Annotated in this window: 24 protein-coding genes; 16 read left to right on the top strand and 8 right to left on the bottom strand. The window is 43.2% G+C overall.

Annotated elements, in window-relative coordinates; translation table 11 throughout:
* Positions 1-41: 41 nt before the first annotated feature.
* Positions 42-1,595 (bottom strand): ABC-F family ATP-binding cassette domain-containing protein, encoded by a 1,554-nt coding sequence (locus V6Z54_RS03790; RefSeq protein WP_024426645.1) that lies wholly within the window; start codon positions 1,593-1,595, stop codon positions 42-44.
* A gap of 152 nt (positions 1,596-1,747) precedes the next feature.
* Between V6Z54_RS03790 and V6Z54_RS03785 the strand changes: the two genes are divergently transcribed.
* Positions 1,748-2,890, top strand: a complete 1,143-nt coding sequence (locus tag V6Z54_RS03785; protein ID WP_073979881.1) for a DEAD/DEAH box helicase — start codon at positions 1,748-1,750, stop codon at positions 2,888-2,890.
* A gap of 35 nt (positions 2,891-2,925) precedes the next feature.
* Here V6Z54_RS03785 and V6Z54_RS03780 read toward each other — a convergent pair whose 3' ends face one another.
* Together V6Z54_RS03780 and V6Z54_RS03775 are read right to left on the bottom strand one after the other, a co-directional pair.
* Positions 2,926-3,930: an NADP-dependent oxidoreductase gene (locus V6Z54_RS03780; protein ID WP_075611014.1), complete on the bottom strand. Its 1,005-nt coding sequence runs from the start codon at positions 3,928-3,930 to the stop codon at positions 2,926-2,928.
* A gap of 121 nt (positions 3,931-4,051) precedes the next feature.
* Entirely contained in the window at positions 4,052-4,429 is a 378-nt protein-coding gene (locus V6Z54_RS03775; protein ID WP_041087183.1) for a YfmB family protein, read from the bottom strand.
* 221 nt (positions 4,430-4,650) lie between these two features.
* Here V6Z54_RS03775 and V6Z54_RS03770 point away from each other — a divergent pair, with 221 nt between their 5' ends.
* The 12 genes from V6Z54_RS03770 to V6Z54_RS03715 all read left to right on the top strand — a co-directional run bounded on the left by V6Z54_RS03770 (position 4,651) and on the right by V6Z54_RS03715 (position 21,343).
* Positions 4,651-4,998, top strand: coding sequence for a general stress protein (locus tag V6Z54_RS03770; protein ID WP_041087185.1), 348 nt, complete (start codon positions 4,651-4,653; stop codon positions 4,996-4,998).
* Between the two features lie 959 nt (positions 4,999-5,957).
* Positions 5,958-6,614 carry a methyltransferase domain-containing protein gene (locus tag V6Z54_RS03765; protein ID WP_041087189.1) on the top strand — a complete coding sequence of 219 codons (657 nt, stop codon included), beginning with the start codon at positions 5,958-5,960 and terminating at the stop codon, positions 6,612-6,614.
* Positions 6,615-6,895: 281 nt separating this feature from the next.
* Positions 6,896-7,621: a GTP cyclohydrolase II gene (locus V6Z54_RS03760; protein ID WP_041087193.1), complete on the top strand. Its 726-nt coding sequence runs from the start codon at positions 6,896-6,898 to the stop codon at positions 7,619-7,621.
* Positions 7,622-7,653: 32 nt separating this feature from the next.
* Positions 7,654-8,457, top strand: a complete 804-nt coding sequence (locus V6Z54_RS03755) for an SUMF1/EgtB/PvdO family nonheme iron enzyme (RefSeq protein ID WP_041087196.1) — start codon at positions 7,654-7,656, stop codon at positions 8,455-8,457.
* A gap of 4 nt (positions 8,458-8,461) precedes the next feature.
* A complete protein-coding gene (locus V6Z54_RS03750; protein WP_041087198.1) occupies positions 8,462-10,219 on the top strand; it encodes a WD40 repeat domain-containing protein in 1,758 nt (585 codons plus the stop codon).
* Between the two features lie 283 nt (positions 10,220-10,502).
* Positions 10,503-11,585, top strand: coding sequence for a bifunctional diaminohydroxyphosphoribosylaminopyrimidine deaminase/5-amino-6-(5-phosphoribosylamino)uracil reductase RibD (gene ribD, locus V6Z54_RS03745; protein ID WP_041087200.1), 1,083 nt, complete (start codon positions 10,503-10,505; stop codon positions 11,583-11,585).
* 110 nt (positions 11,586-11,695) lie between these two features.
* Positions 11,696-14,629, top strand: coding sequence for an exosporium glycoprotein BclB-related protein (locus tag V6Z54_RS03740; RefSeq protein ID WP_338527715.1), 2,934 nt, complete (start codon positions 11,696-11,698; stop codon positions 14,627-14,629).
* A gap of 141 nt (positions 14,630-14,770) precedes the next feature.
* Positions 14,771-16,366, top strand: coding sequence for a sensor histidine kinase (locus tag V6Z54_RS03735; protein WP_338527714.1), 1,596 nt, complete (start codon positions 14,771-14,773; stop codon positions 16,364-16,366).
* Positions 16,367-16,369: 3 nt separating this feature from the next.
* Entirely contained in the window at positions 16,370-17,065 is a 696-nt protein-coding gene (locus tag V6Z54_RS03730; RefSeq protein WP_041087387.1) for a response regulator, read from the top strand.
* A 3-nt stretch (positions 17,066-17,068) separates the two neighbouring features.
* Positions 17,069-18,046, top strand: a complete 978-nt coding sequence (locus tag V6Z54_RS03725; RefSeq protein ID WP_305960707.1) for a tripartite tricarboxylate transporter substrate-binding protein — start codon at positions 17,069-17,071, stop codon at positions 18,044-18,046.
* 190 nt (positions 18,047-18,236) lie between these two features.
* Positions 18,237-19,535 (top strand): citrate:proton symporter, encoded by a 1,299-nt coding sequence (locus V6Z54_RS03720; RefSeq protein WP_034283666.1) that lies wholly within the window; start codon positions 18,237-18,239, stop codon positions 19,533-19,535.
* A gap of 176 nt (positions 19,536-19,711) precedes the next feature.
* Positions 19,712-21,343: a M14 family metallocarboxypeptidase gene (locus tag V6Z54_RS03715; RefSeq protein WP_338527713.1), complete on the top strand. Its 1,632-nt coding sequence runs from the start codon at positions 19,712-19,714 to the stop codon at positions 21,341-21,343.
* A gap of 53 nt (positions 21,344-21,396) precedes the next feature.
* Here V6Z54_RS03715 and V6Z54_RS03710 read toward each other — a convergent pair whose 3' ends face one another.
* A complete protein-coding gene (locus tag V6Z54_RS03710) occupies positions 21,397-21,882 on the bottom strand; it encodes a phenolic acid decarboxylase (protein ID WP_008341777.1) in 486 nt (161 codons plus the stop codon).
* Between the two features lie 112 nt (positions 21,883-21,994).
* On the opposite strand from V6Z54_RS03710, the gene V6Z54_RS03705 reads away from it, so the two are divergent.
* Together V6Z54_RS03705 and V6Z54_RS03700 are read left to right on the top strand one after the other, a co-directional pair.
* The gene (locus V6Z54_RS03705) at positions 21,995-22,552 is read left to right on the top strand and encodes a PadR family transcriptional regulator (RefSeq protein ID WP_073978600.1); all 558 of its coding nucleotides are present in this window, start codon (positions 21,995-21,997) and stop codon (positions 22,550-22,552) included.
* Between the two features lie 104 nt (positions 22,553-22,656).
* Positions 22,657-23,772: a nitric oxide synthase oxygenase gene (locus V6Z54_RS03700; RefSeq protein ID WP_338527712.1), complete on the top strand. Its 1,116-nt coding sequence runs from the start codon at positions 22,657-22,659 to the stop codon at positions 23,770-23,772.
* A gap of 7 nt (positions 23,773-23,779) precedes the next feature.
* Here the strand turns inward: V6Z54_RS03700 and V6Z54_RS03695 are convergent, their stop codons facing one another.
* The gene (locus V6Z54_RS03695; protein ID WP_041087217.1) at positions 23,780-24,052 is read right to left on the bottom strand and encodes an acylphosphatase; all 273 of its coding nucleotides are present in this window, start codon (positions 24,050-24,052) and stop codon (positions 23,780-23,782) included.
* Positions 24,053-24,174: 122 nt separating this feature from the next.
* On the opposite strand from V6Z54_RS03695, the gene V6Z54_RS03690 reads away from it, so the two are divergent.
* Entirely contained in the window at positions 24,175-24,825 is a 651-nt protein-coding gene (locus V6Z54_RS03690) for an MOSC domain-containing protein (RefSeq protein ID WP_305960709.1), read from the top strand.
* A gap of 42 nt (positions 24,826-24,867) precedes the next feature.
* Here V6Z54_RS03690 and V6Z54_RS03685 read toward each other — a convergent pair whose 3' ends face one another.
* The 3 genes from V6Z54_RS03685 to map form a co-directional block, all read right to left on the bottom strand.
* Positions 24,868-25,005: a YflJ family protein gene (locus V6Z54_RS03685; RefSeq protein WP_064497716.1), complete on the bottom strand. Its 138-nt coding sequence runs from the start codon at positions 25,003-25,005 to the stop codon at positions 24,868-24,870.
* 134 nt (positions 25,006-25,139) lie between these two features.
* On the bottom strand, positions 25,140-25,301 hold the full coding sequence (locus V6Z54_RS03680) for a hypothetical protein (protein WP_087978305.1): 162 nt from the start codon (positions 25,299-25,301) through the stop codon (positions 25,140-25,142).
* Positions 25,302-25,423: 122 nt separating this feature from the next.
* The gene (gene map / locus V6Z54_RS03675) at positions 25,424-26,173 is read right to left on the bottom strand and encodes a type I methionyl aminopeptidase (RefSeq protein ID WP_024424611.1); all 750 of its coding nucleotides are present in this window, start codon (positions 26,171-26,173) and stop codon (positions 25,424-25,426) included.
* Positions 26,174-26,317: the final 144 nt, after the last annotated feature.

Below are 26,317 nucleotides of genomic sequence, written 5' to 3'. Positions count from 1 at the left end.
AAAAGCCTTATATCTCTAGTAGATATAAGGCTTTTTTGTCGTTATAATACTTTGGTCGTCCAAGATTCGCAATTCCAAGTTTCGGTTGCCACATCTTGATAAAATTCAGGTTCGTGAGAAATCAATAAGACGCTGCCTTTATATTCTTTTAAGGCGCGTTTTAGTTCTTCTTTTGCATCGACATCTAAGTGGTTTGTTGGCTCATCGAGAACAAGTAAGTTGGTTTCTTCGTTGATCAGCTTGCAAAGACGGACCTTTGCTTTTTCTCCTCCGCTTAAAACAGACACACGGCTTTCAATATGTTTTGTCGTTAATCCGCATTTTGCAAGAGCGGCTCTTACTTCATATTGCGTGTAAGAAGGGAAGGTGCTCCATACTTCTTCAATACAAGTATTGCTGTTTTGCTCTTTTACTTCTTGCTCAAAGTAGCCAATATGCAAGAATTCTCCACGTTCCACCTCACCAGAAATAGGTGTGATTTCCCCAAGTAGACTTCGGAGCAGCGTCGTTTTTCCGATACCGTTAGCACCGTACAACGCAATTTTTTGCCCGCGTTCCATTTTTAAATTCAATGGGCGGGAGAGTGGTTCATCATAACCGATGACTAAATCTTTCGTTTCAAAAATCAGTTTCCCAGACGTACGTGCCGGTTTAAAGTGAAATTCTGGTTTTGGTTTTTCTGCTGCCAGTTCAATCATATCCATCTTATCCAATTTCTTTTGACGGGACATCGCCATATTTCTTGTGCTGACACGTGCTTTGTTTCTGGCGACAAAATCCTTTAGTTCAGCCACTTCCTGCTGCTGTCTTTTATAGGCTGCTTCGAGCTGCTGCTTTTTGACTTCGTACACTTGTTTAAATTGGTCGTAGTCGCCAACATAACGCGTGAGCTCTTGATTTTCAACATGATAAATCAAGTTGATGACACTGTTTAAAAACGGAATATCATGTGAAATGAGGATAAACGCATTTTCATATTCCTGTAAATAACGCTTAAGCCACTCAATATGCTGCTCATCCAAATAGTTGGTCGGCTCATCGAGAAGGAGAATTTCTGGCTTCTCTAACAGCAATTTCGCTAGCAGCACCTTCGTACGCTGACCGCCGCTGAGCTCCGTCACATCACGGTCCAGTCCGAGATCCGTTAAGCCAAGACCTCTTGCAATCTCCTCGACCTTAGAATCAATGATATAGAAATCATTGTTTGTCAGTGCATCCTGAATGACGCCCACTTCCTCTAACAGCTTTTCAAGCTCATCAGGATCGGCTTCACCCATTTTGCCATAAATATCATTCATCGCGGCTTCCATTGAAAATAAATAATGGAATGCATCCTGAAGGACTTCACGGATCGTCCTTCCCTTTTCTAGCACGGTATGCTGATCAAGATAGCCGACACGGACATTTTTCGCCCATTCGACTTTTCCTGCATCTGGCTCCAGCTTGCCAGTAATAATATTCATAAACGTTGACTTTCCTTCACCGTTGGCGCCGATTAAGCCGACATGCTCGCCTTTTAATAAACGGAAGGACACTTCGTGGAAAATGGCTCTGTCGCCAAAGCCATGACTTAAATCTTTAACAGATAATATCATTTTTTACACCTCAAATAGATTCAAAACGGCTAGTGCCTCTCATGATTATATCGAACTGTCCGGCTCGATAAAAGCATCAAAAGAAAAATTGCGTTTCAAAGCTGATTTTGAGATACTAAAGGATAGATTGAATGAGGATAAAGGAGATCGACATGACGGAAAATTGGGCATTTTTGAAAGAAGCAAAGCCATTTATTCGAGAGAACTTTCAAGCGGCTGGCTTCGAAAAACCAACAGCTATACAAGAAAAAACAGCAGAGTGGATTACGGAGAAGCGTGATGTGATCGCAGAATCGCCAACTGGAACGGGGAAGACACTTGCGTATGTTCTGCCGCTTTTAAATAAAATAGATGTCAATATCAAGCATCCGCAAGTCTTAATCTTGGCACCTTCAAGAGAGCTTGTGATGCAAATCTTTGATGTCGTGCAAGAGTTCAAAGAAGGGTCAGACATCAAAGCGGTCTCCTTGATTGGTGGAGCGAACATCAAGAAGCAGCAAGAAAAACTAAAGAAACATCCGAACATCGTTGTGGCGACACCGGGCCGAGTACAAGAATTAATCAAAATCAAGAAACTGAAAATGCATGAAGTCAAAACGATTGTATTAGACGAAGCAGATCAGCTTCTTGTGCCAGAGCATATGAAAACGATCCAAGGGATCATTAAGTCCACATTAAAAGAAAGACAAATCCTTTGTTTTTCTGCAACGTTGAAAGAAGAAACCGTTCAGCTGATCAAAGAAATGACATCTGAACCAGAAGTATTGAAAATTGCTAGAAGCGAGGAAGAAGCGCAGAAAGTGGGTCACTATTATCTGTTATGTGATCAGCGTGACAAAGTGAAACTGCTGCAAAAGCTATCACGGCTTGAGGACATGCAGGCGCTCGTTTTTGTGCGTGACATTACGAACTTAAGCATTTATGCAGAGAAATTAGCGTACCATCATGTCGACCTTGGTGTCCTTCATAGTGAAGCAAAAAAAGCTGAACGTGCTGTGATCTTGAAATCATTTGAACAGCGTGAATTCCCGCTCCTCCTTGCAACAGATATTGCAGCAAGAGGTATTGATATTGATGATCTGCCATACGTCATTCATGCAGATATGCCAAATGAAGAGGGCTATATCCACCGTTCAGGCAGAACCGGACGCGCTGGAAAAGAAGGCGCAGTCATCAGTCTCGTTACACCTCAAGAGCAATCAATGCTGAAAAAAATGGCGAAAAAGCTGAATCTTTCGCTTGAAGAAATTGTCTATAAGCAAGGCCAGCTGCAGCTTGCGCCCAAGCAGGCATAAGAAAAGGACCCTTCCACATGGAGGGTCCTTTTTTGTTATGAAATTTTGACAAGCTGTTTTCCGACATTTTCCCCTTTGAATAGTCCAAGGAATGCGTCAGGAATGTTGTCAAAGCCTTCTATGATTGTTTCTTTATATGTGAGTTTGTCTTCTTTTACCCATTGTGCGAGATCCTTCGCTGCCTCTCCAAAACGATCTGAATAGTTGGCAACGATGAAGCCTTGCATCAATGCGCTTGTTTTGATGAGTTTTGTTTGAACACGCGGTCCGATGTCCTCGCTTGCACTAATATTATAAGAAGAAATGGCACCGCACACTGGAATGCGTGCAAAACGGTTCAAATGATTCATCACCGCATCTGAAATTTCGCCGCCTACATTGTCAAAGTACACATCAACACCGTTAGGACAGGCTTTTGCAATCGCATCATCTAAATCATTTGTTGTTTTATAATTAATCGTTTCATCAAAGCCCAATTCTTTTAAATAAGCGAGTTTATCATCAGATCCGGCAATACCCACGACGTGAGCGCCTTTGATCTTAGCGATTTGTCCCACAACGGAACCAACGGCACCTGCGGCTCCAGAAATGACAACCGTCTCGCCTTCTTTTGGCTGGCCAATCGCAAGCAAGCCGAAATAAGCGGTCTGCCCTGGCATGCCCAAAATGCCTAAATAATAGGACAATGGCGCAATGGACGGATCAATTTTAGTCAGAGATTCAGCTTTGGCAGTGGAATATTCTTGCCAGCCAAGGAATCCAAGGACAAAATCACCCTTTTCAAATTGAGGCGATTTCGATTCAACGACTTCTCCGACGACACCGCCCTGAATCACTTCATTTAACTTGAACGGAGGTGTATAGGATTTTGTATCCTGCATTCGTCCTCTCATATAAGGATCTACAGAAACATATTTCGTATGAATCAAGACCTCTCCATCTTGCGGTACAGGTATATCTACTGTTTCAAAATGAAAAACATCTTTTGTAGGTAATCCTTTTGGACGTTTAGCTAATTGAATTTGCTTTTGTTGACTCATGTCAAATCCTCCCTTTCACTTGCAGCCTAGATTTACATTAACATGATGCTTCTTTTCGTTCAAAACATACGGTCTTTTCAAAACACACACAAAAAAGCAGCCGCCATCTCATCGAAGGGGACTACTTTTTCTGAAAAGATACAGAGAGGAGCGGCGGGAGACAGCCAAACAGCTGATACACATCCGCATCACGTTCTTTTAACAAATATTCGTTTGCATTTTGCATGGAGGCTTTCATCATATCGCGCGTCACAAAAGGAAAAAGGATATTCAAATATGAGGACAACAGGTCTTGTGGATCTTGATCAATTGACTCGATATCTCCAATGTTAATAATGATGGAAAAGAGATAATCAATGGAGATGCGAAAGTGCTGTTCGGCAAACAATGTAAGCGGCTTTGTATTCGCTTCTTCAGGATTCCACTTTTGAAAAAGCTGTTTCACCAAATCACTGACAACCCAAGCATTAAACTGCTGCTCCGCTGAAAAGTAATACATCAGCTCTCCCTCATTTCTAGCCTCCAGTATAAGAATTGTACAACAAATCAACAGGAATGAACACGATATTTCAGAAAATTTAGTCATTTTCACAGGCTTTTTGTCAAAAATAAGTCGATAGGCATGGTATGTTCATTAAGCAAATTGGATGTGCTCTTGTAAGGTTTAATGTCAAAAGTGACGGGTAAAAGATTCGTAAGACGTTAAAGGAGGAATATAAAATGAAACCTGTTGTAAGAGAGTATTCAAATGATGAAACACTTCAAAGAGATGTAGAGCAATTAAAATCACTCGGTGTTGCAAGAGAGGACATTTATGTTCTGTCCCATGACGATGATCGAACAGAGCGTATTGCAAATAATGCAGATGCCAATACGATAGGCTCAAGAGAAGTTGGACTCAAACATGCGGTTGGGAACATCTTTAGTAAAAAGGGAGATGAGCTCCGCAATAAAATTCATGAAATTGGTTTCACCAAAGAAGAAGCTGAGACATTTGAAGAACATTTAGACGAAGGGAAAGTCCTTCTCTTTGTCACAGATCATGAAAAAGTGAAAAACTGGGCATAAACGCCAACTGAAAAAGCCCCTTACTTTTGTAAGGGGCTTTTTTTCATGCCGTCATGTCTGAAGGAGAGACATATATCTTTTTTACGATAATAAGTAAATACAGAAGTATGGAATAAATAGTAAACGCTCTAATTGAAAATGCCGTTATACCAATGAAAATCATGGAGAATCAGAAAAAAATAGTCGAAATATCACAAAAAACCATTCGGGAAATAATTATTGTATCTTTCTATTTTGATTTAAAATTAAATAAAAAACTTGTGTAATTTAGTAGATAAATTTCTTAGTTCTATTGGTTTAAGTTGTATTTTTGTGTAGAAATAAGTGTTTTAAGGTCAAAAAACCACGAAAATTACCTGTATTTTCAATTAGAAAATTCATTTTAATGTTTAGGAAATAATCTGTTGACAAAATAAACTAAAAACAATATATTTGGCTTATTCCAGTCATTATGGAATTAGTTGTTAAATTTCCGTCGGGTTTATTTGAAGCATAATCTAGTGAAAGGGGGTGGCAGGAACCAAGGTGTAAGCGCCTCTAAGTTACAAAAATGTCTACTAGAACAGAGCAAATCGTCGTTTACTTGAAGAAAAAATGATCGCCATTCTAAACAGTAGATTGATCTTTCTACTAAAAGCACAGTGTAAGAGATTGTCAAAAGACGTTAAGTCCTTATAAAAAAGAGAAAGCGGTTTCAATAAGAAATGTGAGTTGATCGAACGGTGAAGGAGGTGAACTCATATGAAAAAAAGAGAGAACAAGCTGAGGCGATGCGGCCTTCAAACGGCTGCATATGAGGATGAATGCTGAAAAAGAAGAGTGAACATGTGGGATGCTTCTCTCCTTTTTCAGACAAATAGATTTTCCTAAAAAATCCATCTTTCATTTTAACATAAGGTTTTTGGCTTGAAAACCACCTTTGCCCGAAAAGAAGATTGTGAATTGAAGGAGGTTTCATGATGAAAAAGGCTTTGTACCATGAAGACAGTGGATTGTATTTAGAAAAGATGCGCATGGCATTCCAAGAGCATTATGAGCAAAGAACAGATATGTGGTCCACTGATCCATCCTTAACAGACGCAGCAGTGATGTCATTAAAGGCATGGCGTTCAAGGGAAAAGAATGCACTTGCTTCTGTGCTGGATATCGGGTGCGGCAACGGCCGTGCACTTGAGCATTTAAGCGGGCTTTCCGCATATGTCGGTATCGACCTGTATGAGCATGAGGAGTGGGAAGGGTTACAGAAAAGAGAAACAGTTCCTGTTCATTTTGTTCATCAAGATTTTATGTCATGGTCCATGGATCAGGGACGCGGGATGCAGTTTGATTTAATTTTAGATCATGGCTGCTTTCATCATCAACATCCTGATGATCATGAACGTTATTTAAAACAGGTCTCTTCTTTACTTCATGAAGGCGGTGTCTTTTCACTTGTTGTCTGGGGAGAACGGTGGAAAACAGGATTGATCGGAGAAGATGGACGTTTCCATTTTTCATTTTCAGATTCTCAGCTTGGCGAAAAAATTTGTACATCAGGTCTTGAGCTTGTATCCATATCACCGTTACAGGCGAAGGCCGGAATAAGCCAGCATCATGTCATTGCCGTCAAAATCTAGTACAAAGGCGAGTGATTCAAAGCTAGCAGAGGTGTTTATGGGAAGAAAGAGCGTCTGCCAATCAAGGGCGTTTGCTGCTCTGACAGAAAATAAAGCATATGAACCAAGATTTCTGCTCCTTTGTACTGGAAAAGGACAAGGTCTAAAGCGATGAGAGACACTGCACATCCATTTCCTTCTGCGGTAGCACACAGGCTGAGGGAGTGCGTACACATATTCATCACTCCATCACTGCGCTATCGGAGTCGATTTGGGTGCAGTGATGAATAGGGGGGAGACAAATGAACAAGTTTGTAGATGAATTACAATCAATGATTCATCATTTTACCTTTCAAGAAAAACACTATTTGCTCGTGGGTCCTGTGAATTTGCCAATTTCCATTCAACATGAAGAAGTGCCATTTAAGTGGTATGCCTTCGCGCCTGTTGCACGGGATACAAAACCAACGATCGAATCGATTGTACAAATGAGTACCGCGCAGCAAACCTTTTCCTCTTGTCTCTTATTTGGCGACTTTGAAAATGAACGGCCGCCGCTTGTGCGAATCCATAGTGTCTGCCAAACAGGGGATGTGTTTGGGTCACTGAAATGTGACTGTGGTCCACAGCTTGCATTATCGCTGAAGAAAATCACCGATTACGGAAAAGGCATGCTTGTGTATATGGCCAATCAAGAAGGGCGGTCTATTGGGCTGATGGCAAAAGCATTGACGTATAAATTACAGGAAATGCAGCTGGATACTTTTGAAGCCAACCGCCTGATCGGCTGCGGGGATGATGATCGGCATTACGAGGAAGCAGCAGCAGTTTTGCACTATTTAAACAAAGGGAAACCATTGCATTTACTAACGAACAATCCAGATAAAGTCGATTCTATTGCAGCTTACGGTCTTCCTGTTTTGCGGTTTGATCATACGGTCGAAGCCTCTCTCTACAATGAAGCCTATTTAAAGGCAAAAGCAGCCTCAGGGCATATGGTCGATGAGAAGAAATTAATTAATCAATAGACGAGTTTATTGAAAGAAGGCGGGAGAAAAGCGTGAAACCTGATATCAATTGGATTCAAATTCCAAGCGGCTATGCAACGATTGGAAGTAATGAAGAAGATATGAAAAAGGCATCAGAATACTGGAAAGACAAGCTGCTCAATCCAACCTACGGCCGTGAGAAAAAATTTCAAAAATGGCTGTACAAAGAATTTCCATCCTATCAGCCGTATATCAAAGAATTTTTTATCTCAGATACGGTCGTCAATAATGAACTGTATCAAAGCTATTGTGATGAAACAGGCCAGACATACCCGGAGAGTTTAACGAATGAAGAGCTTGGCGGGGGAAAAGATCATCCAGCTTGGGGCATGGACATTGAGGAAGCCTTCTCGTTCTGTCAGTGGCTGAGCGGGAAACTTGGGATGGATGTGTCGATTCCTACGGAAGAAGAATGGGAGTATGCTGCCCGCGGAAACACGAGAAATCAATACCCGTGGGGAGATGAGTTTGATCCTTCTTACTGCAATACGCACGAATCAAATATTGAAAAAACGACGCCTGTCCGTCATTACGAAAAGGGCAGATCCTTATTTGGTCTTTATGATATGGGCGGCAACGTCGAGGAATGGGTCAACACCAAATATCACGTATATGAAGGCGGCATCGAGGTCGTCGATGATTTAACGGAAACACTTGGAAGTGACTATTACATTTTAAAAGGCGGCTCCTTCGCAAGAGGTGGAGATTTATGCAGAGTCGCAAGACGACACGGGAAGCACCCAGATCCCGTTTTTCGATTTACTGGTTTTCGTTTAGTGACTCGTCAAAAACAACATATAAAGGTGGGAGTGTAAAACCATGCATAGAGGACCAATTACATCTGTTTTATCAACTCAGCACGACCAAATCGTTTACACTGGCGGCTATGACCGCTGTATTTATCAGTGGAACCGGGCGACGGGAGAAGGTACGTTTATTGGCAGTCACGAGCATATCATTAACTCAATATCTCTTTCTGAAAACGGAAAGTATTTAGCGAGTGCATCGTCAGACTATACCATTCAGTTGTATGAAACAGGCACAAATACCCGAATCCGCACTTTGTTTGGTCATGCGGATGATGTAGAAGCCGTCGCCTTTGCGAAGCAGGATACCTTGCTTGTATCCGTGTCCAGAGATAGAAGATGCTTAGTCTGGGATATCGAAACGGGCGCTATTTTAAGAGAATTCCATGGCCATAGCAAAGATGTATTAGCTGTATGGATACATGGTGATAAAGCTTACACAACAGGTGATGATGGATACGTCCTTGTATGGCTGTATGAGACCGGAGAAATTGTAGGGGAAATCGGCCCGTTTGATTATGAGCTGGATACGATCAGCGGCAGCAATCAAAAAGAAGTATTCGCACTTGGCAGAGATGATGGCACCGTCATTATTTATGATGCGGCTACTTTACAGGAGAAAAAAATCATCAAAGCCCATCTACAGGGCGTCAAGCGCGTGAATTTTTCTCCAAGCGGCAATTACTTGCTGACAGCAGGCTACGACCATTTAATTAAGCTGTGGAATTATGAAACAGGTGATTTAGTTGATACACTACTGCCTCATAAATATCAGTGGGAGCGCTCGCTTGTCTGGACAGAGGATGAGAAGTCAATACTAGGAGCCAGCTTTGGAAAAACATATTGTGAATGGTCGATCGAAAAGGGCGAAGTCGTATCAGATGAGATTGAAATGGCAACGCCATCTATCAATGATATTGCGCTGACTGATGCGGGTGATATTATTACCGCATCTGATGATGGAAAATTCAGAAAAAACGGGATTGAAATTGCCAAATCGACGGGCGTTTTAACAAATGGAGTAGCTGTTGCACGGGATGGAAGCTATTATGCGTGGGGAGACCATGCAAGTCAGGTGCATATTGTTCATGAGTCATTACAGCAAATGGTTTCGTTTGATCTCAACACAGGTCCGGTCAACAGCGTGTATTTCCACGAGGAGGATCGTCAATTTTATATTGGAACTTACGGCGGTTATGTACATGTCATTTCGACAGAACACTTAAAGGAAATCGGTCGTTCCAAAGCACACGATTGTGCGGTCAAAGCATTAAAGGTAGAAGGAGATCTTATCATCACAGCAGCAGTTGAAGGAACCATCTGTCTTCTAGATAAAAAGAGTTTGTCCTTAAAAGCGGAATACATCGGTGCGACAGAGCTGTTAAATGATGTCTTTATTGATAGTAAACGAGACCGTATCGCCATTGTCAGCCGTGACAAGAATGTGAGATTGTTTGATTTGCATACAGGAAGAATTTTAGACCAGCATAACGAACACCAATATTCGATTAAATCGGTCACAGTTACAGACTCAGGCAATATTGTAAGCGGTGATTATTGGGGCTATATCGTTGTGTGGAATCCAGAGCTGGATGTAAACACCGGCCCAATTAGAATTGCTCAAAATGGGATTAGTGCCATCAGACAATTAGGCAATGATGTATATGCAAGCTCATATGACGGCGGGATTTATCACGTTAGAGAAGATGGGACGCATACCGAAGTACTACGCTTATTTGAACAATTTCCGAAAGAAGTAATCTCTCATTAAGAAAAAGAATGTAAGCGGGGGATTCTCATGATAAGTGTTTGCAAGGAACATATGAAAAAAGGTCTGTCTGTACTCAATTGTCCGCATGTGCTCCTCATTAATAAATATGAATGTCGCAAATGCTGTTTTTGTAAACAACGAGCATCTTATAAACTTTTTTATTCCTTGCCTTACTATGATCGATCTGAAAAGAAACGGATGGAAAAAATATAGCACATGAGAATAGAACTCCTTCATTCCCTGAAGGAGTTCTTTCCCTTGAAAGAGAGGAAAGGAGACTTACATGAAAGACGATGTTTTTTATATGAAGCTAGCGATTGCCAACGCAAAGGCCATGAAAGGACAAACCTCGCCAAATCCGCTTGTCGGGGCAGTGGTAGTCAAAAAAGGTGAAATCGTTGGAATTGGTGCTCACATGAAGGCGGGCGAACCGCATGCTGAAATTCATGCGCTGCAAATGGCAGGAGATAAGGCGAAGGGAGCTCATATGTATGTGACGCTCGAACCTTGTTCGCATCATGGAAAAACAGGGCCTTGCTCAGAAGCCATAATAAAGAGCGGGGTGAAACGTGTGGTCATTGCCACTGGGGACCCAAATCCGCTTGTAGCAGGTAAAGGGGTCACGATGTTGAAACAAGCAGGGATAGAAGTAGAAGAAGGGATATGTAAACGGGAAGCGGACAGCTTAAATCTTCCTTTTTTTCATTCCATACAATCAGATCTTCCTTATGTCATATTAAAAACAGCCATTTCATTAGACGGAAAAATTGCAACAGCTCACCAAGAAAGCAAATGGATTACGGGAACAGAAGCAAGAAAAGAAGTGCAGCAATTACGTCAAGAAGCAGATGCTGTGATAACAGGCGTCGAAACCATTATTCAAGATGATGCAGGTCTTATTGTGAAAGATTCAATCGTGACACAGCCCATTCGTGTCATTTTAGATTCCACATTAAGGATTCCGCTTCATGCGAAATGTTTAAATGATCATATGGCAGAAACCATTATTTGTACTTCAAACAAGTACGATCAAAAAAAATACCATCAACTGGTGCAAAAAGGACATCAAGTATTTGTCACAAGCGGAGAAAGTCGGACAGACCTTCATGCGGTGTTACGTATGTTGAAAAAGCGTTCTGTGATGTCGGTACTTGTGGAGGCGGGAGGAAGTGTGAGTGCATCCTTTTTGGAAGCATCACTTGTGAACGAAGTCATTATTTATATGGCACCATTATTAATTGGAGGGAAAGGTGCACCCACTTTCTTTGAAGGAGAAGGTACGAAAACATTAAAAGAAGCCATCCGGCCGGTAGATATGGATTATAGTATGGTAGGAAAAGATTTAAAAATGACGATGAGACTTTAATGAAAGAAAGACCTTGTACATGAAGTGCAAGGTTTTTTGATTAATAAAAAAATAAATGTGTACATACACCTTTCCAAGCCATGATGAATACGATGGATGGGGGTGATTCCATGAAAAGATGTAGGCAATGTGGTAAGACATATCCAACTCATTCGACAGACCACTACCAAAAAGGAAGCTGGTATGATGCGTATAAGGATGATGGCTGGGAATGTGATAGTTGTAAAAAAGGGAAAACAGAAAAGCCAAGGAAACCAGTGAAAAATCCTTGCTGCGGAAAAGATCCTTGTGTTTGTGTGATTCAAGGTCCGCCAGGCGGGAGAGGAAGAAGAGGCCCAGCAGGTCCAGCGGGTGCAGTGGGTCCAGCGGGTCCAGCGGGTCCGGCAGGTCCGGCAGGTCCAGCAGGTCCAGCAGGTCCAATCGGTCCAACAGGCGTAGGTTTAACAGGCATCCTGGCATTTGATCCAGCAGTAGCATCAGCCTACCCAGTAGGGCAAGTGGTGACATACGATGGCAGTACGTATGTGGTCAATTCAGCACCGCCATTAGGGACGCCTGATACATCACCGGACTATACGCTTTTAGCTGCTGCAGGAGCAACAGGTATAGGACCAACAGGTGTTACGGGAGATCCAGGTCCGACTGGGGCAACAGGCGCTACCGGTGTAGGTCTAACTGGAGTTGTTCCGTTTGATGCGGCAGCGGCACCAGGGTATCCAGTAGGTCAAGTGGTGACATATGAAGGCGAGACGTATCTTGTAAACACAGCATCGCCAACGGGTACACCTGATACTTCCCCAGATTATACGCTTTTAGCTGCTGCGGGAGCGACAGGAGTTACGGGCGCCACCGGCACAGGAGCAACTGGTGCAACAGGTGAAACGGGAGCGACCGGCGTCACAGGAGCAACGGGGGAAATTGGTCCAACCGGCGCCACCGGCACAGGAGCAACCGGTGCAACAGGTGAAACGGGAGCGACCGGTGTCACAGGAGCAACGGGGGAAATTGGTCCAACCGGCGCCACCGGCGTCACAGGACCAACAGGAGCAACTGGGGTAACTGGTGAAACAGGTGCAACAGGAGCAACTGGGGTAACTGGTGAAACAGGGGCAACAGGAGTGACCGGAGCGACTGGAGTCGGTTTATCCGGAGTCGCAGCGTTTGATCCAGCAGTAGCGCCAACTTATCCAGTAGGTCAAGTGGTGACATATGAAGGAGGAACCTACCTTGTTAACACGGCGCCACCAACAGGCACACCAGATACGTCACCAGATTATACGTTATTGGCCGCTGCAGGAGCGACTGGCGTTACAGGAGCAACCGGTACAGGAGTCACGGGTTCCACCGGCGCAACAGGAGTGACAGGACCAACGGGAGAGGTTGGTCCAACCGGAGTCACTGGCGTCACAGGAGCAACAGGAGAAATTGGTCCAACCGGTGCCACTGGTGTTACGGGAGCGACGGGGGAAATTGGTCCAACGGGAGCTACTGGTACGGGAGCCACCGGTGAAACAGGTGCAACAGGGGTCACAGGAGCGACAGGAGAAACTGGTGCAACCGGCGTCACAGGACCAACAGGTGCAACTGGGGTAACTGGTGAAACCGGGGCAACAGGAGTGACTGGAGTCGGTTTATCCGGAGTCGCAGCGTTTGATCCAGCAGTAGCGCCAACCTATCCAGTAGGTCAAGTGGTGACATATGAAGGCGGAACATATCTGGTCAATACAGCACCGCCAACAGGCACACCGGATACTTCTCCAGACTATACGCTATTAGCAGCCGCAGGTGTGACAGGAGCCACCGGAGCCACTGGAGTAACGGGTGAAACCGGAGCAACCGGCGTCACGGGAGTAACTGGAGCAACCGGGGTAACAGGAGATACGGGGGCAACCGGAGTAACAGGAGCTACCGGAGCCACTGGGGTAACAGGAGCTACCGGAGTAACCGGAGCTACCGGAGCCACTGGGGTAACGGGTGATACAGGAGCAACCGGAGTAACTGGAGCTACCGGAGTAACCGGAGCAACCGGAGATACGGGAGCAACAGGAGTAACCGGTGTAGGCTTAACTGGCATTCTGACATTTGACCCGGCAACAGCGCCAACTTATCCAGTAGGTCAAGTGGTGACATTTGAAGGTGGAACCTATGTTGTGAATACAGCACCACCAACAGGTACACCAGATACGTCACCAGATTATACCTTATTGGCATCCGCAGGTGTGACCGGAGTCACTGGAGTAACCGGAGCTACTGGGGTAACAGGTGATACAGGAGCAACGGGAGTAACCGGAGCCACCGGAGTAACCGGAGCCACTGGTGCAACCGGAGTAACCGGAGCCACTGGTGCAACCGGAGCCACCGGAGCCACTGGTGCAACCGGAGTAACCGGAGCCACTGGTGCAACCGGAGTAACCGGAGCCACTGGTGCAACCGGAGCCACCGGAGCCACTGGTGCAACCGGAGTAACCGGAGCCACCGGCGTCACAGGTACAGGAGCCACCGGAGCTACAGGTCCAACAGGTGTGACAGGATCGAGTGCGATCATTCCGTTTGCTTCAGGTACACCAGCTGTCCTGACAACAATTGCAGGCGGACTTGTTGGAACATCCAGTTTGATCGGATTTGGTAACTCAGCGACAGGTGTCAGTATTTTAGGCGGAGTGATTGATTTAACAGGCGCTGCGGGTACATTAATCAACATGGCGTTCTCAGTTCCGAGAGCTGGAACAATCACGTCATTTGCCGGCTATTTTAGTACGACAGCAGCTCTTTCATTGGTCGGCACGAGTATTACGGTCACAGCTAGTCTATTTGCTTCACCGACACCAAATAACAGTTTCACCCAAGTAGCGAGTGTCACTTTAGCTCCAGCTTTAACCGGTGTTTTAACGCTGGGTGCTATAGCAAATGGTATTGCGACTGGTCTAAATGTACCAGTCACACCGGAAACACGATTGCTTGTTGTATTCTCCGCATCAGCTACAGGTCTATCCTTAGTGAATACCGTAGCAGGCTATGCGAGTGCTGGTTTATCGATCACGTAATAGGCACACAGGGATGACTCGATTTTGAGTCGTCCTTTTTTGTTTGAAAGAATTTTCTCTTAACTTAGGAAGAAAAAATGATATCATTTTCTTAGAGTCTATTCGGGTGAATCTACTGAATTAGGGGTTGTGGCGGTGAGGATGGGCAAAAGGAAAGTTACTTTACAAACGAAAATTTTTGGGTTAATTATCGGGCTTTTGCTTGTTGTCATTGCGTTATTAACCATTTGTTTTGGTTTTCTGCAGACATCAGAAAGGCAGGGACAAGCTGAACAGCTGGCGGTGCAGACCGCTAGAACAATATCATATATGCCGCCCATTAAAGCATCGGTGGCCGTATCAGCGTCCCAAAATGAAGAACAGGCAGTGCTTGAGCAAATGAAGGAGCAAGTAAGAGCACATGCCATCTTCATTACCAACCGAAAAGGAAAGGTTCTTATTCATACGAATCATGAGGACGTAGGAAAAACCATCAGTGTATCGGAAGGAAGAAGTACTCTCTTATTTGGAGGAACCTCCATATCCACTGATGACTCTAATGGTGAAACCGTTGTCAGAGGCAGTGCGCCCATTATGAAAGAAACAGAAGGTCATGAAGAAATTATTGGGACAGTCACCGTCGAATTTTTAAAAAAGGAAATCGATCAAGCGACAGCTCATCAGCTATTGAAGCTTAGCTATATTGCCCTTCTTGTGCTCTTGCCTGGAATATTCGGTGCGATTTTTTTAACAAAGAGTATTCGAAAAGATACATTAGGGCTTGAGCCGCATGAAATTGCTTCGCTGTATCGAGAAAGAGAAGCGATGCTGCTCGCTATAAAAGAAGGGATCATTGCGTTTGACCAGAAAGGCGCGATTACGATGATGAATACATCAGCTGAACATATGCTGCGCGTCTCATCAGAACTGCCCCTTCATATTGATCAAGTCTTACCAAATGCCAAACTTCTTCTCTATTTAAATGAAGAGACGATTGAACCTAACATCGAATCCGTCGTCAATGATAAAACCTATGTTTTAAATGTGAAAAAAGTAATGCAGGACAATCGAGTATTCGGAGGGATTGTGAGCTTCAGGGAGAAAACCGAACTGACGAAGCTGCTGGATACATTAACAGAGGTCAGCCGATATTCAGAAGACCTAAGGGCACAGACGCACGAATTCTCAAATAAGCTGTATGCCATCTTAGGCCTGCTTGAGCTGAATCAAGTCGATGAAGCCATCGACTTAATTAAAGAAGAATATCATCTGCAAAACCGACAGCACGATTTACTCATGAAGCAGATACGGTCTCCTAAAATACAAGCCATCTTACTTGGCAAGCTAGGGAAAGCATCTGAGAAGAAAGTCCAATTTCACATTGATGAAAATAGCTCACTTGAGCCGCTCCCAGCTCATTTAAGTCTATCTCACTTTATCACCATCATTGGCAATCTCGTAGATAATGCTTTTGAAGCTGTATTAAATAAGGAGAAGCGCGAGGTAGACCTATTCATCACAGATATTGGGTTTGATATTATCATAGAAGTGTCAGATTCAGGTGATGGAGTGAATGAAGAGGAACTGTCACAGATTTTCACAAGAGGCCATTCGTCAAAGGGAGAAGGACGAGGCTACGGGCTTGCGAATGTGAAAGAAGTATTAGACGAGCTTGGGGGCTGGATTGAAGTTGCGAACCAAAAAGAAGGCGGTGCCATCTTCACTGTATACATACCGAAAGGCACAAAGGGGGAATAGATGGTGATTAAGGTACTCATTGCGGAGGATGATTTTCGAATCGCTGCCATTCATGAATCTTATATACAAAAGATAGAAGGATTTAGGGTCGCCGGAAAGGCAAAGAGTGCAAAGGATATGTGGGAGGCGCTCCAAAGGGAGCAAGTTGATCTCATCTTACTTGATGTCTATATGCCTGATGAGCTCGGCACCAACCTGCTGCCGCTTTTAAGAGAACGCTGTCCTGAAGTAGATGTGATCATTATCACGGCTGCAACGGAAACGACGCTTTTAAGAGATGCACTTCATTACGGAGTGGTTCATTATTTAATCAAACCGGTGACCGCACAAAAGTTTGCACAAGTTTTAACCGAATATAAAGAAAAGAAAGACATCATCAATTCAAAGGATGAAGTCAATCAAACGATGATCGATCTGTTTTTTGGGCAGATGCAGGAAGAGCCAAAACAAAGGGATGACAGAGATCTCCCTACAGGCATCAATTCACTGACCTTGGATAAAGTGAAAACATTGATGGCATCAGAAAATAGCGGAATTACAGCAGAAGAACTCGGGGAAAAGATGGGCGCATCACGTACAACTGCGAGACGGTACGTAGAGTATCTCGTGACAACAGGGGAATGCCGGGCAGAGCTTGCATATGGAATCATTGGCAGACCTGAACGGAAATATTATCCTGCCAAACAAGCGGAGTCATAAAAGATGAAAAAAGCAATATTTTTTGTTATCGTGCTCTGCCTTTGTATGACGCTCACCTTTAATGAAAAAAAGGCTGGAGATTCTTTCCTGAAGCAAAGCTCCTTATATATTGTGGTGTCGGGTGTACCAGAGGGGGGATTTGACCAAACGGCTCAGGTGATGAAATCAGTGCTTGAACAAGAGAAGCTGGTGAAACGGCCTGTGAACATTCTTTATCAAAGAGGCGGAACAGTGGATAAAGGATGGACATACATGATGGAGCGAGAAGCCAACTATATCAGTTTAAATTCAAGCTTATTGTTAAGCCGTAATTTGCTTGGCAGCAGTAACGTGACGATGAATGATGTAACACCGCTGGCAATCCTTGCAGAAGAGTGGCAGGTCGTCGCAGTCCCAGTGGATTCTCCTTTTTCAAATGGGAAGGAGCTGTTACACGCACTCAAGAAAAAAACAGATTCCTTAAAAATTGGGTTTGCGCCTGACTTTGGAAATGATGATCAAATCTCATTCGCCCGGGCAGCAGAAATGGCAGGGATTGATCCATATCGCATTCAATTTCTGAAATTTGACAGTGCAGATGATTTATTTCAGGCGCTTATCGATCATGAGGTAGATGCAGCAACGACTACTATTACAGAGGTTCGTCATGATTATGAAAAAAAGAGGCTGAAGCTTGTAGCGACAACAACCAGCCAACGCTTAGATGGATTTGAAGATGTGCCGACATGGAAAGAGCAAGGCATTCCGCTCATCTTTTCTCATTGGCGCGGTGTGATGGGCCCAAAACAAATGAGTCAGCATGACATTCGTGAATGGGATCAGCTTCTTCAAAAAATGACGAAAACGAAGTCCTGGAAAAAGCGATTAAAGCAAAAGGGATGGACAAGTCGTTATATGAACAGCAAAGAGGCAAAGATCTTTATGGAAGATCAATTAAGGCAATATGAGCAATTGATACAAGGAGAACAAGCGGTCGAATAAGACCGCTTGTTTTCATGTAATCAAAAAAACTATGTTTGAACAAAATGAACAAAAAGCATTTATCGACCTAAAAAGAATTAAAATTCATAATATTTACTTCAATTCCCACCTCAGATATGATGACAAAAAGGGTTGGAAATGGGATACCAACACATTAATGAAAGCGTATACAACATAAGGGGTGAACAATATGTTAGCAATCTTAGGATTTCTTATGATGATTGTATTTATGGTTTTGATTATGACGAAACGTATGTCTGTTTTAACGGCATTGGTGTTAACACCGATTGCATTTGCTCTTATTGCAGGTTTTCATTTTACTGAAATTTCAGACATGATTGTCAAAGGCGTGCAGCAAGTCGCACCGACAGCGGTCATGATCATGTTTGCGATTTTGTACTTTGGCATTATGATTGATGCGGGTTTATTTGACCCAATGGTGGCGAAAATTTTAAAAATCGTTAAAGGCGATCCATTAAAAATCGTGGTCGGAACAGCTGTCCTGACGATGCTTGTTGCACTTGATGGTGACGGAACTACGACATATATGATTACAACAACAGCGATGCTTCCACTATTTACACTGCTTGGCATCCGACCAATTATTTTAGCCGGAATTGCCGGAGTTGGCATGGGAATTATGAATACAATTCCGTGGGGAGGAGCCACACCTAGAGCAGCGAGTGCACTTGGGGTCGACCCTTCACTTTTATTTGGCCCGATGATTCCAGTCATTGGTGCAGGGGTTCTCAGTATGATTATTGTTGCTTATTTTCTTGGAAAAGCCGAAAGAAAACGTCTTGGTGTCATTGAACTTGACCAGCCGATTCATGCAAATGAAATGGCAGCTGCACTGCAAGATGACATCAAACGACCGAAGCTTTGGTGGTTTAACCTGGCGCTAACTTTGTTATTGGTGCTCTTGCTTGTATCAGGTAAAGTCAGTTTAACTGTTCTATTTGTTCTTGCTTTCTGTGTGGCAATTATTGTGAACTATCCGAACTTGGACCAGCAGCGTGAGCGAATTGCGGCTCACTCCACAAACGTTTTAGCCATTGCCTCGATGATTTTTGCGGCAGGTGTTTTTACAGGTATTCTAACTGGAACGAAAATGGTTGATGAAATGGCGATTTCGATTGTATCTGCAATTCCAGAGCAGCTTGGCGGCTTTATTCCAGTCATTGTCGCATTAACAAGCGGGATCTTTACTTTCTTTATGCCGAATGATGCATACTTTTATGGCGTACTGCCGATCCTATCAGAAACAGCGGCAGCTTACGGTGTCGATAAAATTGAGATTGCCAGAGCCTCTATTATTGGTCAGCCGATTCATATGTTAAGTCCACTTGTTCCATCGACTCATTTACTTGTTGGACTTGTTGGCGTATCACTGGATCAGCATCAGAAATTTGGGATGAAATGGGCTGTGCTGGCAGTTGTCGCTATGACTGTCATGGCAGTTCTCATTGGGGCTATTTCCATCTGGTAAATAAAAAGTGTCTGCTGTGAGCAGGCACTTTTTTTAGGTCATATTGCTGGGGAGGCTCCATTCATTTGCCCTAGACAAAGAGATGCCTGTTCCTCCAAAAGATTTATTTTTGAAAAATACTGACACTTTTGCTGTTTTTTTCTTTATAATGCAAATCAACGAAGGGAGAGGATAGCATGTCCAAACGAAAAGGCACGATTCTTTTTGCTGCTGTATGCCTCATGGCAGGCAGTTTGTCGATGGTGAGCCCAGCTTCAGCTCATGCAGAAACCCCTTATTACGGAAAGAATTATGAACAGCCGGCTTCAGTGAAAAAGCTATACCCTGAGCCTGACGAGACGTTTGATACCCCTGCCTTTCAGAAAAAAGAAGAAACATTTACAACACAAGAAGAGCTTCAAACTTTCTTACGAGACATTGTCCACAAAAGTCCTTACGCCACGCAGAAACAGATTGGAACATCCATTGAAGGCAGGTCCATCCCGGCCCTGTACTTTACAAAGGATCGCTCGATTACTCCACTTTCAAAAAAGCCAACAATCTGGCTCCAAGCACAAATACACGGAAATGAACCAGCCTCTGGTGAATCTGCTCTCGTCATTGCAAAACGATTAGCAGGTGAAGAAGGAGAGCGTATACTCAATCATGTCAATATCATCATTGTCCCAAGAATCAATCCTGATGGTTCTTATGCGTTTGACCGCAGACTGGCAAACGGATTAGATGGAAACCGTGATCATATGACATTAGAATCCCCAGAACTGACAGCCCTGCATCAAGAATTTAATCGGCATGCGCCAGAAGTGGTCATTGATGCTCATGAATACGATGTGGGTCAAAAGCAGTTTGAAGATATCGGTTCATCAGGCGCTCTCAAATATCATGATTTGCTTATTCTATCAGGGAAGAATCTAAACATTCCTGAAAGCATCCGGCTGACATCAAATGAGTTATATGTTAACGGAGTTCGTGAAACGCTGACGAATAAAGGGTTTTCTAATGATTTGTATTATACAAACACAAGAGGAAAGGACGGCAAGATTGACATTTATGAAGGTGGAACGGATGCGCGAATTGGCCGTAATGCCCTTGCACTTTCGCCAGCCTTGTCATTTCTTGTAGAAAGCAGAGGGATTGGGATTGGGAGAGAGGATTTTGTCCGCCGCGTCGCTGCGCAAGTAGCCACCCATGAAAAAATCATTGAGACCACGGTGAAACATGCCAAGCAGGTGAAGCAGCAAATGGTGACGGAGCGGTTGAAGCTTGTGAAAAAAGGGCTTCATCCAAAAGATGATGATCAGGTGGTCATTCAAGATGATTTCAAAGCACCTGTTGATGACACGCTGGAAATGGTTGATATTGAGAAAGGACAGACCACCAATGTTCCTGTACGTTTTCATAGTGCGAGCGATGCTGTTCCTGTCTTAACAAGAGAACGGCCGACAGCTTACCTCATTCTTCCGGGGCATGAGGGAGTAGAAAGGAAACTCAGAACATTAGGGTTAAAAAGTGTCACATTGCCGGTTGGCATGAAGGTGCCGGTACAAGCCTACAAGGTGACAAAACGAGAGAAAAAGAGCAAAACAGATATTCAGCTTGAAACAAAACTCGTTGACAAGAAACGTCAGCTGCCAAAAGGAACAAAGGTATTTGTCACGGCACAGCCGCAAACCAATTTGCTGTCACTTGCCCTTGAACCAGAATCAAAGGACAGCTATATGTCATCAGGGTTTATTGCTTCAAAAACAGGTGATGAACTGCCAGTCTATCGTTTCGTGCTTACTCAAAAGACGTTAGGCATTCAATAAAAAGGCGCTAAGATTTTATCAAATGTAAAAGCGGCACTTGGCGTGCCGCTTTTTTATTTTCTTCCAGCTCTTATTTCATCTGTCATGCCTTCATATGGTGCTTCTGCGATAATGGTTTCGTCATTCACACCTGCATGATGGATATACGTAATGTCCGCAAATTCTGGGACAACATATTTCGGATAGGTTTCGTATTTTTCACGCGATTCTTTCATGAGATCGATGTAATCATTTTGATAGCAGACGGTGATGTCTGGACGTTCATGCACCCATTTTGGGAAGAAGATGACGCCATGCATGCGTTTTTCTTCAGGCATAAAGTTCAGAGAGACGTCTGTCCCAGTTGGTTCTGTCCAAGAGACTTTGTATACGCCTTTTGTTAGCTTCACAATATTTACTTCTTGATCACGGACCCAGCGTCCTCCAACCATTCCGCTATGAATGCGGTAATCAATGGTGTGATCGTTTTTAATGTAAATCTCATATTCCCAGCCATTTTCATACGTATAAATCATATGAAGTCCAACGAATTGATCCATGTTTATTCCTTCTTTCATTAGAATGATGTTTTTTCAAACATGTTGTGATTTACATGTTTATTTTAAAGTCTATGGTATACTATTGTCAAAGAATAAGCGTTGGAGGCACATCATGAGAGTACTAAAATATGCCATTCTTGGCTTGCTGGATCAGCGTGAGCTGACGGGATACGATATCACGAAACATTTTAAGGACTCCCTTGGACAGTTTTGGAGTGCGAAGCACAGTCAGATTTACCCTGAGCTGAAGCGGCTCACAGAGGAAGGGTTTATTGAATTTGATATTCACATACAAGGAAAAAAGCTGGAGAAGAAGGTCTATCAAATCACAGCGGCAGGAAAAGAAGAATTGCGTCAGTGGTTAAGAACAAAAGATCCGATTCCGGAAACAACAAAGGATGAATTCATGCTCAAAACATTTTTCATCTCCTCCATGGACAAAAAAGAAGCGGCTGATCTGTTTGCCTATCAACTTTTAGAGCGCACCAAGAAAGTAGATATGCTGGAACAAAAGCTGCACGCTTTGACAGAGGAAGACCCTTCTGCTGAATCACTGCATTCAGCGCAATTTGGTCATTACTTAGTGCTGACAAGGGCAATCGAAAGAGAAAAAGGCTATGTCCGCTGGCTCCAAAAGACCCTTAAACGTATTGATTCATCTATGCTCTAAGGACAATGGTCGGATGATTTGATAAAAAATGGTTTGAAACGAGTGAATTTATCAATAGAAACCGCTACAATGGATATATTCGTATTAAAGTGAGGCGAGTATGTTTGAGTAATCAAGAAGCGTTGTGGAATGAAGCAGAAGCTTTTATTTCTGTATGCTATGAAGAATTAAATAAGTCAAATGAAGAGAAAGCAGCACGTCTGCATGAAATAAAAAAAGAAATTGAGTCTGAAGGTAGTTATACTCATACACTAGAGGAATTAGCTCACGGGGCGAAAATGGCATGGCGCAACAGTAACCGCTGCATTGGCCGTTTGTTTTGGTCGACCCTGCAAGTGCATGACTGCCGGCATGTAAAGACAGAGGATGAGGTGAAAGAGGCGCTCTTTCATCATATTGAGTATGCGACAAATGGCGGGAAAATCAAACCGTCCATCACGATCTTTCCTCCAGAGAGTAACAACCAGAAGGAAGTCGTCATTTATAATCATCAGCTCGTTCGTTATGCAGGCTATGAGACAGAATATGGCATCATCGGCGACGAGGCATCTCTTGAATTAACAAAATTATGTGAAGCCCATGGCTGGAAAGGAGAGGGCACACATTTTGATATTCTGCCTCTCATGTTTCAGCTAAAAGGTCATCCGCCTGTTCTGTATGAGCTTCCGAAAGAAATCGTCCAAGAGGTAGAGATCACCCATCCTGAATATGATGGATTCCGTGATTTGGGACTAAAATGGTATGCGGTTCCGATTATTGCTGATATGAAATTAGAGATTGGCGGTATTCATTACAACGCTGCACCGTTCAACGGCTGGTATATGGGCACAGAAATTGGCGCACGCAACCTAGCGGATGAAAACCGCTATAATATGCTGAAAAAAGTCGCTTCTCTTTTAGGACTGGACACAACCAAGAATTCGTCCCTTTGGAAGGATAAAGCCATTGTCGAATTGAATGTGGCGGTTCTCCATTCTTATCGCGAAGCAGGGGTGACCATTGTTGATCACCATACAGCAGCACATCAATTCAAGCAGTTTGAAAAGCAAGAAGAAAAGGCTGACCGCAAGCTGACAGGGGACTGGACATGGCTGATTCCGCCAGTATCACCAGCTGCTACCCACATATTCCACAAGCATTACGACAATACCATTGTAAAACCAAACTATTTTTATCAGGACAAGCCCTATCACGGACAGAAAAAGCCTAGCGAGAGCTAGGCTTTTTTTATGACCGTATTCGAAAATCTTGATAATGAGCAAGCTCCGTGAGCGGCTCCATGTGCATGTCGGTGACTTTTGAAAAAGGACTTCCTTTCCGAACAGTTTCTAAGAAATCAATCACTTTCTGCTGCTCACCCTCTACCTTTAACTCGACATGACCTTCATCTGTGTTGCGTACCCAGCCTTTCATTCCACGATTGACGGCTTCTCCCTGAACAAAATAACGAAAACCGACTCCTTGCACACGTCCTTTTACAATGGCGTGATAATGAACCATGGTCATCTCTCCTTTTTTCACATCGTACCATAGCCTGCATCTGATCTTCACGCCTCGACTATGATTTGTTTGTCAAACGATGTAAAATAAAAGCCAGTAGACAACCAAAGGAGATGGCCATCGTGGGACAGAAGAGATATGACATAGAAGGAATCCAAGTGGGACAACCTATCATCACCTATGCGAACGGAAAAGAAATCAAAACAGCCATCAACAAAAAGCGCATTCATGAGCCTGTGTATTTAAGTCAGATCAATTTTGAGGGAGATGGCCAAGGTGATTTGGTTCATCATGGGGGATATGATAAAGCTGTCTGCGTCTTTCCGTATGATCATTATGCTTACTTTGAGCAATTTTTAGGGGTTCCTTTACAGGAAGCTGCCTTTGGCGAGAATGTAACAGTACGCAAGCTAGTCGAGACGAATGTGCATATTGGCGATGTGTTTCAACTTGGAGATGCATTTGTTGAGGTGAGCCAGCCAAGACAGCCTTGTGTGAAATTATCTGTTAAGCATGGCAACATGAAAATTGTAAAGGAAGTGCAGAAAACAGGGTATACAGGCTTTTATTTACGTGTACTGAAAGAAGGCATGGTGCCGCCTGATGCATCGCTTGAACTCGTAGAAAAAGCGTCCCATCAAATTACGGTTCATGAGGTCAATGAAGTCAAATATCGTCAAACAAGTCCAGAGAGACTAAAAGCCGTTCTTGAAGTAGAAGCTTTAGCAGATGTGGTAAGGAAGTCTTTAGAAAAACGAATTCAGCACATTTAAAAAAAGCCGTACATCAGCTTAAGATGTACGGCTTTTCAGCGCTTATGAGCTGCGTTTCTTTTGCTCAAGAAGATTTGCAAGGAAATATGTTTTTAAGCTTTGAAGCTTTCTTCCTTCATGCTTAGTCACACCAAGCTTCTTTAATTCTTCGACATACCAGCCTTTGCTACCATAATGCATGATAGAAAACTCCTTTCAATTGAAACTGCCTGCATTGTAACATCTCAAAAAAGGACGTGAAAAGCGTGCAGGTGTCATGAAATGAAAACTGATTCTATCTGCCTATGATCCATGTATATGCTGGAAATATTGATTTATGAATTTGGCGGGTTGAGGGTAACGAGGATCATGCCGACCGTCATAATCATGATGACAACACCAAGATAGGTCATCATGGATTGTTTTTTCTTAATCCCTACAACCGTTAAGATAATACTTTCGATGAAAAAGATAACACCTATGATGATGAACCACATATCAAATAAGACCCCTTTCGCATATCTTTGCCTATTTTACCACAGGCATTTTTGTTTAGTCGTGACAGATTCGTGAAACGGGCATGAAAAAATCCCCTCCAATGAAGGAGGGGATAGCTGGCTTACAGCTTTGTTAAAATAATCGGTTCGTCTTTAGTGATCACAATCGTATGTTCAATCTGTGCGACTAGACTTTTATCTGGTGTTTTAAATGTCCAGCCATCATCAGCCTGATAAATCGATTCAGCATTTGTTGAAATGAAAGGTTCAAAGGCAATGACTGTGCCATTTTTAAACAAAGCATTATCGAATGGATCATAGTAGTTCAAGATATGGTTAGGTGCTTCATGCAGATTCTTCCCAATGCCGTGTCCTGTCAGGTTTTTAATAACGGTAAATCCTTGTTCTTTCGCTGTATTGTAGACTGCACGGCCAATTTGGTTTTGTCTTTTACCGGCTTTTGCATGCTTTAATCCTTCTAGGAACGCATCCTCCGCACACTTACATAATGCTTCAAGACGAGCATCACCTGTACCTAAAACAAATGAAATGCCTGTATCGGAATAATAGCCGTCAAGCTCTGCTGAGATATCAATGTTTACGAGGTCACCCTCTTGTAAAATGGTTTTTTCACTAGGGATACCGTGTGCCACTTCATCGTTCACGCTGATACAAGTGGTACCCGGGAAGTCGTATTCCTTTTCAGGTGCAGAATTGGCCCCGTGCTCTTCTAATATTTTTTTCCCAATCAAATCTAATTCTTTTGTAGACATGCCTGGTTTCGCTTGGCTTTTCATTTCTTCTCTTGCCAAAGCAACAATTCGGCCGACTTTTTTTAAGGCTTCTAACTCATGATCATGTTTGACAATCACTGTTCATTCCCGCTTTCTATATCTTCATTCTATTCAATAGCTTACCACATTTTACGCTAAAAGAGTAAAGAGCGGAATTCAAATGAATGTGGACAAATTGGTATAGATAACTAGACGTGCATATGATATATTTTTTATGAACAT

The sequence above is a fragment of the Bacillus sp. MAG717A genome (genome assembly GCF_036884855.1).
Classification (GTDB): Bacteria; Bacillota; Bacilli; order Bacillales; family Bacillaceae; genus Bacillus; species Bacillus safensis.
Note: the sequence above shows the minus strand (reverse complement) of the source record. Positions and strands in the feature narration are given on the sequence as shown.

What these genes read in the sequence shown, in the direction of transcription:
- V6Z54_RS03685 (WP_064497716.1), bottom strand. Translation starts at nt 25,005, where the DNA reads ATGCATTATGGTAGCAAAGGCTGGTATGTCGAAGAATTAAAGAAGCTT.
- V6Z54_RS03785 (WP_073979881.1), top strand. Translation starts at nt 1,748, where the DNA reads ATGACGGAAAATTGGGCATTTTTGAAAGAAGCAAAGCCATTTATTCGA.
- V6Z54_RS03695 (WP_041087217.1), bottom strand. Translation starts at nt 24,052, where the DNA reads ATGGTTCATTATCACGCCATTGTAAAAGGACGTGTGCAAGGAGTCGGT.
- V6Z54_RS03790 (WP_024426645.1), bottom strand. Translation starts at nt 1,595, where the DNA reads ATGATATTATCTGTTAAAGATTTAAGTCATGGCTTTGGCGACAGAGCC.
- V6Z54_RS03710 (WP_008341777.1), bottom strand. Translation starts at nt 21,882, where the DNA reads ATGGATCAATTCGTTGGACTTCATATGATTTATACGTATGAAAATGGC.
- V6Z54_RS03720 (WP_034283666.1), top strand. Translation starts at nt 18,237, where the DNA reads ATGTTAGCAATCTTAGGATTTCTTATGATGATTGTATTTATGGTTTTG.
- V6Z54_RS03775 (WP_041087183.1), bottom strand. Translation starts at nt 4,429, where the DNA reads ATGTATTACTTTTCAGCGGAGCAGCAGTTTAATGCTTGGGTTGTCAGT.
- V6Z54_RS03760 (WP_041087193.1), top strand. Translation starts at nt 6,896, where the DNA reads ATGAACAAGTTTGTAGATGAATTACAATCAATGATTCATCATTTTACC.
- ribD (WP_041087200.1), top strand. Translation starts at nt 10,503, where the DNA reads ATGAAAGACGATGTTTTTTATATGAAGCTAGCGATTGCCAACGCAAAG.
- V6Z54_RS03705 (WP_073978600.1), top strand. Translation starts at nt 21,995, where the DNA reads ATGAGAGTACTAAAATATGCCATTCTTGGCTTGCTGGATCAGCGTGAG.
- V6Z54_RS03715 (WP_338527713.1), top strand. Translation starts at nt 19,712, where the DNA reads ATGTCCAAACGAAAAGGCACGATTCTTTTTGCTGCTGTATGCCTCATG.
- V6Z54_RS03680 (WP_087978305.1), bottom strand. Translation starts at nt 25,301, where the DNA reads ATGTGGTTCATCATCATAGGTGTTATCTTTTTCATCGAAAGTATTATC.
- V6Z54_RS03735 (WP_338527714.1), top strand. Translation starts at nt 14,771, where the DNA reads ATGGGCAAAAGGAAAGTTACTTTACAAACGAAAATTTTTGGGTTAATT.
- V6Z54_RS03770 (WP_041087185.1), top strand. Translation starts at nt 4,651, where the DNA reads ATGAAACCTGTTGTAAGAGAGTATTCAAATGATGAAACACTTCAAAGA.
- V6Z54_RS03765 (WP_041087189.1), top strand. Translation starts at nt 5,958, where the DNA reads ATGAAAAAGGCTTTGTACCATGAAGACAGTGGATTGTATTTAGAAAAG.
- V6Z54_RS03740 (WP_338527715.1), top strand. Translation starts at nt 11,696, where the DNA reads ATGAAAAGATGTAGGCAATGTGGTAAGACATATCCAACTCATTCGACA.
- V6Z54_RS03780 (WP_075611014.1), bottom strand. Translation starts at nt 3,930, where the DNA reads ATGAGTCAACAAAAGCAAATTCAATTAGCTAAACGTCCAAAAGGATTA.
- V6Z54_RS03750 (WP_041087198.1), top strand. Translation starts at nt 8,462, where the DNA reads ATGCATAGAGGACCAATTACATCTGTTTTATCAACTCAGCACGACCAA.
- V6Z54_RS03725 (WP_305960707.1), top strand. Translation starts at nt 17,069, where the DNA reads ATGAAAAAAGCAATATTTTTTGTTATCGTGCTCTGCCTTTGTATGACG.